14 protein-coding genes are annotated in these 11945 nt (G+C 46.4%); 5 read left to right on the top strand and 9 right to left on the bottom strand.

Features of this window, described 5'->3' with window-relative positions:
* Window positions 1–89 precede the first annotated feature (89 nt).
* On the bottom strand, window positions 90–2507 hold the full coding sequence (locus KB186_RS03345) for a bifunctional diguanylate cyclase/phosphodiesterase (protein WP_232773104.1): 2418 nt from the start codon (window positions 2505–2507) through the stop codon (window positions 90–92).
* Window positions 2508–2698: 191 nt separating this feature from the next.
* On the opposite strand from KB186_RS03345, the gene uvsE reads away from it, so the two are divergent.
* Window positions 2699–3625 carry a UV DNA damage repair endonuclease UvsE gene (uvsE, locus tag KB186_RS03340; protein ID WP_173609761.1) on the top strand — a complete coding sequence of 309 codons (927 nt, stop codon included), beginning with the start codon at window positions 2699–2701 and terminating at the stop codon, window positions 3623–3625.
* Here uvsE and KB186_RS03335 read toward each other — a convergent pair.
* The gene (locus tag KB186_RS03335) at window positions 3584–3895 is read right to left on the bottom strand and encodes a hypothetical protein (protein WP_221867222.1); all 312 of its coding nucleotides are present in this window, start codon (window positions 3893–3895) and stop codon (window positions 3584–3586) included. The two genes, uvsE and KB186_RS03335, sit on opposite strands and share 42 nt — an antisense overlap.
* Before the next feature lie 86 nt (window positions 3896–3981).
* On the opposite strand from KB186_RS03335, the gene KB186_RS03330 reads away from it, so the two are divergent.
* From KB186_RS03330 to KB186_RS03320, 3 genes are all read left to right on the top strand, one after another.
* Entirely contained in the window at window positions 3982–4536 is a 555-nt protein-coding gene (locus KB186_RS03330; RefSeq protein ID WP_221867256.1) for a hypothetical protein, read from the top strand.
* A 527-nt stretch (window positions 4537–5063) separates the two neighbouring features.
* A complete protein-coding gene (gene hutH, locus KB186_RS03325) occupies window positions 5064–6578 on the top strand; it encodes a histidine ammonia-lyase (RefSeq protein ID WP_232773103.1) in 1515 nt (504 codons plus the stop codon).
* A 79-nt stretch (window positions 6579–6657) separates the two neighbouring features.
* On the top strand, window positions 6658–7098 hold the full coding sequence (locus KB186_RS03320; RefSeq protein ID WP_173609765.1) for a thiol-disulfide oxidoreductase DCC family protein: 441 nt from the start codon (window positions 6658–6660) through the stop codon (window positions 7096–7098).
* A 60-nt stretch (window positions 7099–7158) separates the two neighbouring features.
* On the opposite strand, the gene KB186_RS03315 is transcribed toward KB186_RS03320, so the two are convergent.
* From KB186_RS03315 to KB186_RS03285, 7 genes are all read right to left on the bottom strand, one after another.
* A complete protein-coding gene (locus KB186_RS03315; protein ID WP_232773102.1) occupies window positions 7159–7455 on the bottom strand; it encodes an RNA polymerase alpha subunit C-terminal domain-containing protein in 297 nt (98 codons plus the stop codon).
* Between the two features lie 14 nt (window positions 7456–7469).
* The gene (locus KB186_RS03310) at window positions 7470–8390 is read right to left on the bottom strand and encodes an aldo/keto reductase (protein ID WP_173609767.1); all 921 of its coding nucleotides are present in this window, start codon (window positions 8388–8390) and stop codon (window positions 7470–7472) included.
* Between the two features lie 76 nt (window positions 8391–8466).
* Window positions 8467–8976, bottom strand: coding sequence for an acyl-CoA thioesterase (locus KB186_RS03305; RefSeq protein WP_173609768.1), 510 nt, complete (start codon window positions 8974–8976; stop codon window positions 8467–8469).
* A 56-nt stretch (window positions 8977–9032) separates the two neighbouring features.
* Window positions 9033–9797, bottom strand: coding sequence for a DUF3109 family protein (locus KB186_RS03300; RefSeq protein ID WP_173609769.1), 765 nt, complete (start codon window positions 9795–9797; stop codon window positions 9033–9035).
* Window positions 9794–10114 (bottom strand): hypothetical protein, encoded by a 321-nt coding sequence (locus tag KB186_RS03295; protein WP_232773101.1) that lies wholly within the window; start codon window positions 10112–10114, stop codon window positions 9794–9796. The genes KB186_RS03300 and KB186_RS03295 overlap by 4 nt, the downstream gene beginning before the upstream one ends.
* A 111-nt stretch (window positions 10115–10225) precedes the next feature.
* On the bottom strand, window positions 10226–10510 hold the full coding sequence (locus tag KB186_RS03290) for a 4a-hydroxytetrahydrobiopterin dehydratase (protein ID WP_048032351.1): 285 nt from the start codon (window positions 10508–10510) through the stop codon (window positions 10226–10228).
* Window positions 10511–10586: 76 nt separating this feature from the next.
* Entirely contained in the window at window positions 10587–11324 is a 738-nt protein-coding gene (locus KB186_RS03285) for a class I SAM-dependent methyltransferase (RefSeq protein ID WP_221867223.1), read from the bottom strand.
* A 176-nt stretch (window positions 11325–11500) separates the two neighbouring features.
* Here KB186_RS03285 and KB186_RS03280 point away from each other — a divergent pair, with 176 nt between their 5' ends.
* Entirely contained in the window at window positions 11501–11926 is a 426-nt protein-coding gene (locus KB186_RS03280; RefSeq protein WP_232773100.1) for a VOC family protein, read from the top strand.
* Window positions 11927–11945 lie beyond the last annotated feature (19 nt).

The raw sequence follows: 11945 nt of genomic DNA, 5'->3' as shown, positions 1-11945 counted from the left end.
ATTTTACGTGCCATTTTGACAGCTATACCATCTCATTTGGCTAGCAGATGCAAAACAAAAGAGCAACTCATGAGAGCTACTCCTCTTGTTTAACTAGCGCCTTTTTGTGCTTGCAAATAAAATGCTACGTCTTCGCTTGGTAGCGGCCTGCTGAATAAATAGCCTTGCACTTCCTCACACAGATGGTCCTGCAAAAACGCAAGCTCCTCTTTTGTCTCGACCCCTTCTGCAATCACACGCAGTTGTAAATGATGCGCCATGGAAATAATCGTGGACACGATGGCCTGATTCGAAGGCTGTTCGATCATGTCACGCACAAATGAGCGATCTATTTTCAAACGATTCAACGGAAATTCTTTTAGATAGTAGAGAGAGCTGTAGCCCGTTCCAAAATCGTCAATCGCAACGCACACCCCTAATTGCTTTAGTTCCTTAAGTACTTGTGTGGCCCGCTGGACGTCGATCATGCTGCTTTCTGTGATTTCCAGCTCCAAGTAATCCGGTGCCAGTCCTGTCTGGTCCAGAATCTCAGTGACCATCTGGGTAAAGTCTTGTTTGAGAAATTGACGCGCAGATAGATTGACGGCTACCCGAAGTGGTATGAGTCCCTGTTCTTGCCATTGCTTGTTCTGCTTGCATGCCGTCCGCAGCACCCATTCTCCAATAGGTACGATTAACCCTGTTTCTTCTGCTACCGAGATGAACTGGTCTGGCAAAAGTAAGCCTCGTTCAGGATGATCCCAACGAATTAACGCTTCTACGCCAACGATTGCGCCTGATTTCGCACATACCTGTGGCTGGTAATGCAATAAAAATTCTTGTCTGGCCAAAGCGCGATTCAATTCATTTTGAATATTCATTTTGTCATTCACTGCTTGCTCCAGATTCTGTACGTACAGGTGGAAGCTGTTCTTCCCTTTTTCTTTGGCTGCATACATCGCCGCATCTGCGTTACGCATCAAGACACTTCTGTCTTGCCCATCCTCTGGATAGCGAGAAATCCCGATACTCGTTGTTATGTACATCTCGTGCCCATGGATAAAAAATGCCTGTTCAATCCTCTGGTTGATTTCATTCGCCACGGAAGATACTTCTCTTTCCGTAACATCTGTAAGAATCACCATGAATTCGTCTCCGCCAAGCCTGCTCACCGTTCCTTTTTTACCCACACATTCCTGCAAACGCAAGGAAGCTTCCTGTAGTAACAGGTCACCAAAATCATGCCCCAAGGAATCGTTTACCAGCTTGAAATGGTCGAGATCCAAAAACAACACATATACTTGCTGGTGCGTTTTTTGTGCCTCCATGATCACCTGATCCAGTTTCTGCTCGACAAAACGGCGATTCGGCAAACCAGTCAACGAATCATGAAAAGCGAGATAATTGATTTTTGCCTCGTATTCCTTCTTATTGGTAATGTCTCTCATAATCATAAAGACACCCGTAATCTGCTGATCGACAAATACGGGGGTATGGGTCATGTTCAGATGAAGCTGAAGCCCCTCTCTCGTGGTCAAGGTAATCTCGTAGCTGCGCGCCTCACCATGTACTGCATTTGAAAAATGTGTCGATATGAGCTCTGCATCCGCAGAAGCACACATCGTCATTAGTTTTTTAAGAGGCAGGCTCTGCTCCTTTGTCAATCGCATTGCCGCAGGATTCATAACGCTTTGGCTACCATCGATCGAGTAAAAAATCACCCCGTCGTAATTGTGCTCAAATAGCGATTTATAGCGTTGATCACTTTCTAGCACGCGCAAGGTCTTCCCTGCGAATTGCTTGTCCACGTATACAGAAGCCAAGGTCACGATCAGGATCAACACGATGACTATGCCAATCATCGTAGCGATCAGCCCAGAATCATCATACGATATCGCTGCGATTGTCATGTACTCATGCGCGATGAATGTGGTGGCGTACATACCAGTGTAATGCATACCCGTAATGGCTGCCCCCATCAACAGCCCTGCAAAAATTTTACGCCGGAGACCTTTTACTGGGTCCACCGAGCGCAATTGAAACGTAAGAATCAATGCAACCATCGAAACCAGGATAGCCACGAAAATGGATACGATAAACCATAGCCAATCGTATCGAATAATGGCGTTCATCATCATCGCTGCCATCCCTGTATAATGCATTCCTGCGATACCAGCTCCAATGGCAACTGATCCTATTGCTACCCTCGTTTTGGACATGGACTGCTCGCTCACGATCCATAATGTAAGCGCCGATGATAACACAGCCAAAACAATCGAGAAAAATACAATCAAGTTATCATACTGGACAGCAATCGGCAGATGCAAGGCAAGCATGGCAACAAAATGCATAGCCCAAATACCAAGCCCCATGGATACGGCTCCAGCACATAACCAAAACACACGTCCCCTGCTTTTCGCATAATGGAGACGTGCGCCTAGATCTAATGCTGTGTATGACGCCATTGCTGAAATAAAATAGGAGAGAAAAACCAGAGTCATACTATAGGATTGGTCAAGACTATTCATTGCATTCTCCTTCAAAAACCTTTACCGAAGTCTACTCACAAGGAACGCCGGCGTTTTCAAGGAAAGTTTATCGGCATACCTGTGACATTCTCCCATCTTATCCGTTTTATAATTCCCTGGCAAGAAGCCGACGACGTTCCCGTTTTGGAGATACTACAAAGGAATGCTGTTGCAAAGGAGGGAGATTATCTTTGATCCGTATGGGCTATGCCTGCATCAGTGTCAAGACCAAAAACAATCCAAACAAAAAAACGACGGTTGCCCAAGTAAATAAATTAGATCCCCAAGCCCGGTTAAAAAAGCTGCGGCAAGTTATGCAGGCAAACTTTTTCAATTTAATGGATTTGCTTGCTTATAATGTAGAAAATCAGATCTTTTTGTATCGACTTCCTTCTGAATTTGTTCCACTGGCGACCCATCCAGTAGCAGCTGAATGGGATTGGGCAAAAGAATTCGCATGGGACTTCCAAAAGGCAGGGAATTATATCCGCAATCATGGCATTCGTTTGACAGCTCATCCTGGCCATTACAGCATATTGAACAGCGACAAGCCTTCTGTGCTGGAATCGACGATTGCCGATTTCTCCTACCATGCAAAAGTGTTTGATTTACTGGGGCTCGACGATAATTCCGTCTTGGTGACACATGTGGGAGGCGTATACGAAGATAAAGCCTCTTCTCTCGACCGTTTTGCATCCAACTTCGAGCTGCTTCCTGAAAACGTCAAACGTCGTTTAGTCGTGGAAAACGATGACATGTCTTTTACCATGCGCGAGGTACTGGAGCTGTGCGAACGGATCGGTGTGCCGATGGTGCTCGATATTCACCACCACAACTGCCATTCTGAAGGCGAAGATTGGACGGAATACCTTCCAAGGATTATTCAAACCTGGGGAGAGCGCACTCCGAAGATGCACATGTCCTCGCCAAAGTCAGAAAAAGACTTTCGCGCTCATGCAGACAATATTGACCCTGAGGCGTTCCTAACTTTTGTCAGTGCACTCGCGAATTACAATGTGGACATCATATTGGAATGTAAAAACAAAGATGATGCCCTCCTTACTTTAAGACGCGAATTAAAGAAAAAAGGAGTCGCTGTTGAGGCATTTACGAAATGAATATGGAAAAGGACGCCGCTTAATTAGCTGGCGTCCTTCCTCATGCGCTTCAAAATGAACATCCGCAATCACACCCACGCCCTCGTCTACCCCGTCTATGTTGATAATTGTATCCGGAGGAGGAGCTACTGCCACCCGAAGATGATGAACCTCGGCCAAAGGAACTGCTACCGTCATTCCATAATTGGCACCGGTCATGATAATGATGCATTCTCCGTTCATGATGCTTGTAATGTCTGCGGTAATCCATGTATTTGCGGCGATTTTCACGATGCTCCTCGCATTTGTGGCGGAAATATTCCATCCGATCCATATGGAACTGGAATTTGAACAGGTACAGCTCCAGTTCCCTTCCTATGTTCTCATTCGGTCGCGTATTCGGCCTGATTATATTGGGTCTGATGTTCGGTCTGATATTCGGTCTGATATTCGGTCTGATGTTCGGTCTTACATTTGGCATCATATTTGGACTTTCATTCGGCCTTACATTCGGCCTTACATTCGGCCTTACATTCGGCCTTACATTCGGTCCAACATTTGGCCGCATATTTGGACTTTCGTTTGGCCTTACGTTCGGTCTTACATTTGGCCGCATGTTTGGACTCTCATTTGGTCGCACGTTTGGTCTCATGTTTGGACTTTCATTCGGCCGCACATTGGGTCTTACATTTGGCCTTATGTTTGGGCTCTCATTTGGCCTTACATTCGGTGAAGCGTTAGGCATGGGGTTTGCCGGCATTCGGTTCGGTGGCATTAGATTTGGCGGCATTGGATTCGACGGCTTACTATTTGGTGGCATTGGGTTTGCTGGCATCCGATTTGGCGGCATTACGTTTGGCACGTTCGGGTTAGCCAAATTGGGAGCAGGCATAATCGGCTTTTGCGGCATTGGGCGCGCTGGGATAGAATGATTCGGATTGATCGGACTTTCCGACTTGGGTTTTTCAGGAGAAGGCATCATAGGTGACGGCATCGATGGGGAGGGCAATGGCATAGCTGAAGAAGGCGGTTTCGGCATTTCTTTAGGACGCCTTGGGAGTGCGGTAGGCATTGGCGGCATCTTACGTCGCTTTTCCACGGAATTCTACACGTCCTTTCGGATGAAATAACACAGTACATGGTATGACATTTATCCAACTCGAGAGACGACTCTCGCCCAGTTTCAAAAAATGGACTAAGCCCTTTTTTTGCTCCTTAGGGAAGTCGCCGTGACAAGATCATCTTGACTGCACGTAGGCATTTGATACAATGATAGCAATAGCTTAAATAATCAGACAGTTGCACATGAACGAAAGTGAGGAAGAACGTATGCCGCGACGAATGCAGGCTTACACGTTTTCATCCAATCACATACATGCTCTCGAGCGAGGGGTTAGGATATGATATCCTAACCCCTCGCTCTTTTCGTTCTCTGCTCTGCTAAAGGAGGAAATTACAGATGAATCAGCAAGCAAACATTGTAAAAGTAGACGGGGATCAATTGCGTATCGAAGATGTCGTTTCCATTGCAAGGAGCGCCACCTACATCCAATTGACCGAAGAAGCATTGCATCGTGTTCGTGCTTCACGGGCTATGGTGGAGAGAATGGTATCGCAACAGGAAGTCGTATACGGAATCACCACCGGCTTCGGAAAATTCTCTGATGTCATGATCCACGGTGAGGACGTAAGCAAACTGCAAGAAAATTTGATTATGAGTCATGCTTGCGGGATGGGCGACCCTTATGCCGTTGAAGTTGTTCGTGCGATGATGGCTTTGCGCATCAATGCGTTGGCAAAGGGGTATTCAGGAATTCGAGAAGAAACATTACTTCAGCTAGTAGAACTATGCAATCGAGGGGTTCATCCGATTATACCTCAACAAGGTTCCCTTGGTGCCAGTGGCGACCTGGCCCCTCTCGCTCATATGGTTCTGGTCATGCTCGGCAAAGGTGAAGCACTCGTCAATGGCAAGCGGCTTTCTGGCAAAGAAGCACTGAACGAAGTGGGTCTCTCCCCTATTCGACTTGAGGCAAAAGAAGGTCTGGCTCTGATTAACGGTACACAGGCGATGACCGCACAGCTTTGCCTGGCCTTGTATGATTCGCGAGTTCTGCTTGAAAGCGCGGAATTGATTGCGGCGATGACGATTGAAGCGCTACGTGGAATTCCAAAAGCCTTTGATCCTCAACTCCATCTCGTCCGCCCGCATCCAGGACAGAAGGAATCGGCCAAGCGATTACTCCAGCACTTATCCGGCAGCAAACGTACAACTGCGCAGGGTGAACTGCGTGTACAAGATCCTTACAGCCTTCGTTGCCTCCCGCAAGTACACGGTGCAACTCGTGATACACTGGAGTATGTATGGACCACAGTTACTCGTGAATGCAATAGCGTCACCGATAACCCTATCCTTTTTACGGAAACTGGCGACGTCATCTCCGGCGGAAATTTCCATGGTCAGCCAATGGCATTCGCAGCAGATTTTCTTGCCATTGCCATAGCTGAACTGGCAAATATTTCCGAAAGAAGGACAGAACGTCTCGTCAATCCACAGCTAAGCGGTCTTCCCGGATTCCTAACCGAAAATGGAGGACTCCATTCTGGATTTATGATTACGCAATATGTAGCCGCTTCCATTGTTTCTGAAAACAAAGTGCTCTGCCATCCGGCATCTGTCGATTCGATCCCGTCATCTGCCAATCAGGAGGACCATGTCAGCATGGGTACAACTTCTGCTCGCAAGCTTCGCACGATCGTATCTAATGTCACCAAGGTGCTTGCCATTGAATATTTGGCAGCAGCACAAGCTATCGATTTTGGTTCGGGAGATCTTGGAACAGGTACAGCACGAGCCTATGAAGAGTTGCGCCGGGTGATTCCCCGCCTGCATGAAGACCGCGAAATGCATCCTGATCTCGTAAAGGCAGAAGAGTTGATCCAGCAAGGGACACTCGCGTTTGTGACGGAATAATTGTTCGTGTATAGGAACCATTGTCTTTCTCTGTTATGATGGAGCTAAGGATAAGCATGTAGAACAAACCACTTGAAGTATGGAGGGCTGTCTCATGAAAGCAGGCAGAGAACTGGACCATCCTGCGTATCTGTTGCTGTTTGATGGGGTTTGTCATCTGTGCCACGGTGCTGTGCAGTTTATTTTGAAGCGTGATCCGCATGGACACATTCATTTTGCTTCCTTGCAGTCACAGAGAGCGCAGGAAATTTTGTCTCATTACAACTATCAGGAAAAAGACATGTCATCCGTTGTCTTTATCGCCAACGGACAGCTATATACGAAATCGGATGCGATCTTGCACGTTGGCCGCAAGCTTCAAGGCGGATGGCCTCTGCTGTCAAACATAGCTCGACTCATCCCTAGACCTGTCCGCAATCCGATTTATGATTGGGTCGCGAGAAATCGCTATCGATGGATGGGTAAAGCAGAGCAATGCATGCTACCTACCCCGCAGATCAGATCCCGCTTTTTGGATTAAATGAAAAAGGAGAAGCCGCTGTCCTCTCGCGGCTCCTCCTTTTTTATTCGCTGTGTTCAATCATTCGTTCTTAAATGACAATCCCTTTTCCTTCAATACTGTCCGAAGTTTCGGCATAGATGCTGGCCCCATCCCATGAAATTTCAGAACCTCTTTTTCGCTGTAGCTTGCGAGCTGTTCCAAGGTAGTGATTCCATTGTGTTCCAATTCCCTTCTTGCTGGTGCCGAGAGCAGAGAAAGAAATCCCATGTCCGGTTTGCGTTCTTGCTCACAGATTGGACAAGTCGGACAATCTGTGCTTTTCATGTATGAATGACCATTCGCGCACGTTCTTTCCGTTTTTTTGGAAGTTGTCATGGCACGTATCCTTTTTATTTCGACATCGCTTGTGGATGCTCATCGCTTACATAGTCAGCCGCTTTGGCATTTGCCTCTACTTGTGCTGGGCTCTTGCTGCCCGGGATCACGGTCGTGACAGCCGGATGCTTGAGGCACCACGCCAATGCCCACTGCGCCATATCCATTCCTTCTGGAACTTCATTTTTCTTGATTTCTTCTACCTGGAGCAACAGCTTGTTGACATGCTCCTGATCGTGTCGATGTCGAACATCATTTCCACTGAATACAGAACCCGGCTTATACTTTCCGCTCAAATAACCACTCGCCAACGGAACGCGAGCCAATACACCCAGGTCTTGCTGCTGGCAAGAAGCAAAAACACTTTCTTCCGGCTTTTGATCCAGACGATTGTAAACTACTTGGATTGCTTTTGCATGTACCGAAGAAGCAGCTGATGTTTGATGCATGTTGTCGTTTTTCGCTATGGAGAGACCGAGATGACGGATCGTTCCTGCCTGCACCTGTTTGTCGAGGTAGGTCCACAAGTCATCATTGTCAAAAGCCTCGTCAGGTCCCGAGTGGAATTGGTACAAGTCAATATAGTCGGTCTGCAAGGCTTGCAGCGATTTTTCCAACTGCTGCTGTACTTCAACTGCACCGTAATGATTGGTTCGAGAAAATTTGTCATGAAAATGATGCCCGAATTTCGTCGCCACAATCCAGTCTTCCCGGCGGCTTTTTTTCAAATATCCTCCGATAAGCTGTTCGGACAGATGATCTCCGTAGCATTCCGCTGTATCAATCAAGTTGATGCCGAGATCTTTTGCTTTGTCGAGAATCTGGTCAACAGCTTCTTGGGAGAAATCCATGCCCCACTCCCCGCCAAATTGCCAGGTACCTACACCGATCACGGATACGTTCAGATCCGTTTTTCCTAGTCTGCGGTACTTCATTGCCCGATTCCTCCTCCTCATAAATAAACGAGAATTCCCTGAACGAATGTTCGTTCAGGGTGAAGACTAAAAGAATTTATATGTTTTTCTCGATGTTCAATTGGCTCACGAAATCTTGCAGATTCCCTTTTCGTTCTTTGCGCATTTTTTTGCGCTCATCCGCAGTGGCCATCAATCGCTCTTCTTCCTCTGTTTCAGGGACAATGGCTGGCACCTCAGTCGGATTTCCATCTTCATCTAAGGCAACAAAGGTGAGAAAAGATGTCGCGGTCAAAATGCGATTGCCAGTCTGGAGATTTTCTGAGATAACCTTTACGAAAATTTCCATGGACGTTTTGCCCGTTGACGAAACAAACGCTTCGAGGCAAATGGAATGTCCCATTTTGACGGGAGCAAGAAAGTCAATCGAGTCAATCGATGCTGTCACAACAGGGCGACGCGAATGTCGCATCGCAGCGATTGCAGCTACCTCATCTATATAAGCCATCATCGTACCACCAAAAATAGTCCCATGGTAATTCGTATCGGATGGCTGAACCAGTGATGCCTGAATTGTACGAGATTCTTGAGTTGTCTTGACGTTCATCGCTGTTGCTCCTTTATCAATCTACTTGATGCATACATCATCATATCACAAGGCATTCAACGTTCCAATTGATAGCTACTCGCAAGTATGCCTTCTATTCGCTCGGCATCATCTTGCAAGATATAACGTAACAAAGGGAGATTCCACTCATAGGCTGGTCGATAGCCTTCTAATGCAAACAGCTTGTCATCTATGTGCGTGGCAAGCTTTCGGCGAGCCGGACTGGCACAATAAAACTGCTCCAAATAATCCGTACCCCATCTGGAAAAGGAGGACGTTTCATTGGTAACTGCTGTTAACAGAATCCCCTCCCCTGTATCAATCAAATCGATTGGATACAGTTGACAGCTAAATGGCTTAATAGGCTCTACTTCACGACCAGCCTGCTCCGCATAAGCATGGATCGCACACCCGTAACGCCCATTGTTTTCTTGATAAAAAAGGCAATTGCCATGCCGCATGCGAATAGTTCCTTGAGGTTCATTGCGATCCCAAACTCCATAAAGAAGCCAATGATTGCGTTCAGCCTCATCCTCGAGTCCAGCAGAGATAGAGGGGATTTCCCCCTCCATGATTGGAATCTGCCATTCTTCTACGGCGTAAGGTTGTCCACCCTCACAACAGGTCTCACGATGAACCGTCCTGCAATTCCAACAGTCCAAGTGAAACAAAGCATGGAGGGCTGTTACATCAACCAAATATTGTCCCGCTCTCACCAACGAATGCTTGTTTTTCTTTATATATTTTTCGCAGTGGTACGCCTCTTTATCAGACATAGGATCGGGCGTGCCTACATAACGAAAAGCTCGCTTCGTTTTCATTTTTGCAAAACAATCTCCGCTTCTGTTCCAAAAATACGCAAATGCCCTTCCTCATAGCTAGCCAAATCTACTTCATCACCCGGAATCTCCATCAGGATTTCCAGTTCTTCGCCCTCTGCTGTCGTAAACACAAGGAGGAGATCTTTTTCTTCAAATTCATTGTCAGTCAGCTTGGTTTCCAAAAGCTGAGCTTGAAATTGTGTTACCTCTTCCTCTTCTTCCCTATCGGTATCCCATTGGGTAAAAGTCACGGAAGCCTTTTGATTTTTATACTCCGCCAACAGTTGAATCAATTGCTCATGTTGTTGAATGTCCATCTTGTAATCCCTCCGAAATGGTTCATACTGCCCATCATAACAAAGTAACTCTTAAAAAGCCAAAAAGAAACACCGCTTCGCTATGGGAAGCGGTTATTTCTCTTCTGCCTTTCAGCTTACTTTGCTAATGGTCTGGGCTAATGCAAAATCTTTGCCGGTTAAACCTTTTGCCTCACGGGTGGCTAACGTAAACGTGACTGTCCCACCTGCCAGATGAATTTCCACATGCTGATTGTCATGCTCAAGCATCTCCGCCACACGGTTGACGAAACTGACCGCAGTGGAAAAGTCACGACAGTGGTACGTGCGTGATAGTGCCATTCGGTCTTCTACCAGCTTCCAGCCAGGTACTTTGCTCAGATACAATTTGACCTGTTCCAAAGACAGCTTGCTCATTGTAGCAATGCCCCCTTTTACCCGATAAATGGTTGTTACACCATCATATTCACGAGACGTACAGGTTATCCGCACCCTATTGCTTCACAGCATAAAAAATCATACGCGGTGATTCATGCGCCACATATTCTTCAAACAGATAGTTTCCAAATACTTGAATTTTTTCGAATCCCGCTTCTGTCAGCATCGCAATCATTTGCTGGGCAGAAAACAAGCGAACCTGCTCCATATACTCACGCGGTTCATTCGATGACTCGTCGGAAATCAGTATCCGCTTTTTCACAAATCCATCCTGGATCCAGCGCTCTTCTTTAATCAACATCCCACTGACTTCCTTGGTAGAGTGAGGCACGAGATTATCGATGACGTACGCTGCATTTAAGAAATCGATGACCACTTCACCATTTTTTTTGAGTGCTTGTGCCATGTTACGAATAACGTTAGCATTTTCTTCATCTGTGGAGAAATAACCGAAGCTGGTAAACAAATTCACCACGATATCAAATTCTTCGCGAAACGGAATGTCGCGCATGTCACAGCGGGCAAAACTTAGCTGTGGATAGGTGTTTTGTTCCTCGGCCAACTGTAAAAGAACAGGCGACAAATCCACACCAACTACTTCATACCCCCGGCGAGCCAGCGCACGCGAATGACGCCCGCTCCCGCAGCAAAGATCAAGTACGCGTCCTGTGTCCTTTACCGGCAATCTTTCCAACAGATTAGCGATCTCTCCATCTGCTGCCGAATCGTCCCTATGACGATACACAAGCACATAATCTTCGCGAAAGCTGCGTTCAAACCATTCTTCTGCCATGTCTGAGCCCCTTTAATTCCAAGATGTTCTTATTATACCACAGCGGGGTTTATCCGTTGCCGATTTGCGTGTGGCAAAGTGTAGGAAGCTTTGTTGAAAAAATTGTGAAAACACTTTACATACATACTGTATGTATGTAAAATTAACCTCATCCAATCGTGAAGGAGAGATCCGTAATGAAAGTGAACAGCTTTTATCCTGTCATCTTGACAAAACAAGTTGAGGCTAGCTCGAAGTTTTATCGAGAGTACTTTGGTTTTGAAATTGTATTCGAAGCAGACTGGTATGTGAGCCTGCAAAATAAGAGCAGTACTCCGGCATTTGAGCTAGCCATCTTGGATCCTTCACACAACACGATTCCACAGGGTTTCCGAAAGCCAGTTGATGGTGGTCTTATCCTTAATTTCGAAGTCGATGATGTTGACGCTGAATACGAGAGACTTATTGTGAAAGCAGGTCTTCCTCTCCATCTTGACATTAAAGACGAAGATTTCGGTCAGCGGCATTTTATCACATCCGATCCAAACGGCATTTTACTTGATATCATAAAAGTAATCCCGCCTTCTGAAGCATTTGCTGACAGCTATGTTGACCCTGTCTAATCTGGCATGAAACAAGTAA

It is taken from the genome of Brevibacillus sp. AF8 (assembly GCF_021270385.1).
Classification (GTDB): domain Bacteria; phylum Bacillota; class Bacilli; order Brevibacillales; family Brevibacillaceae; genus Brevibacillus.
Note: the sequence above shows the minus strand (reverse complement) of the source record. Positions and strands in the feature narration are given on the sequence as shown.

Excerpts from the sequence above, each read along its gene's own strand:
- KB186_RS03345 (WP_232773104.1), bottom strand. The coding sequence starts at position 2,507 with ATGAATAGTCTTGACCAATCCTATAGTATGACTCTGGTTTTTCTCTCC.
- KB186_RS03330 (WP_221867256.1), top strand. The coding sequence starts at position 3,982 with ATGTTCTCATTCGGTCGCGTATTCGGCCTGATTATATTGGGTCTGATG.
- hutH (WP_232773103.1), top strand. The coding sequence starts at position 5,064 with ATGAATCAGCAAGCAAACATTGTAAAAGTAGACGGGGATCAATTGCGT.
- KB186_RS03320 (WP_173609765.1), top strand. The coding sequence starts at position 6,658 with ATGGAGGGCTGTCTCATGAAAGCAGGCAGAGAACTGGACCATCCTGCG.
- KB186_RS03315 (WP_232773102.1), bottom strand. The coding sequence starts at position 7,455 with ATGACAACTTCCAAAAAAACGGAAAGAACGTGCGCGAATGGTCATTCA.
- KB186_RS03310 (WP_173609767.1), bottom strand. The coding sequence starts at position 8,390 with ATGAAGTACCGCAGACTAGGAAAAACGGATCTGAACGTATCCGTGATC.
- KB186_RS03305 (WP_173609768.1), bottom strand. The coding sequence starts at position 8,976 with ATGAACGTCAAGACAACTCAAGAATCTCGTACAATTCAGGCATCACTG.
- KB186_RS03300 (WP_173609769.1), bottom strand. The coding sequence starts at position 9,797 with ATGAAAACGAAGCGAGCTTTTCGTTATGTAGGCACGCCCGATCCTATG.
- KB186_RS03295 (WP_232773101.1), bottom strand. The coding sequence starts at position 10,114 with ATGGACATTCAACAACATGAGCAATTGATTCAACTGTTGGCGGAGTAT.
- KB186_RS03290 (WP_048032351.1), bottom strand. The coding sequence starts at position 10,510 with ATGAGCAAGCTGTCTTTGGAACAGGTCAAATTGTATCTGAGCAAAGTA.
- KB186_RS03285 (WP_221867223.1), bottom strand. The coding sequence starts at position 11,324 with ATGGCAGAAGAATGGTTTGAACGCAGCTTTCGCGAAGATTATGTGCTT.
- KB186_RS03280 (WP_232773100.1), top strand. The coding sequence starts at position 11,501 with ATGAAAGTGAACAGCTTTTATCCTGTCATCTTGACAAAACAAGTTGAG.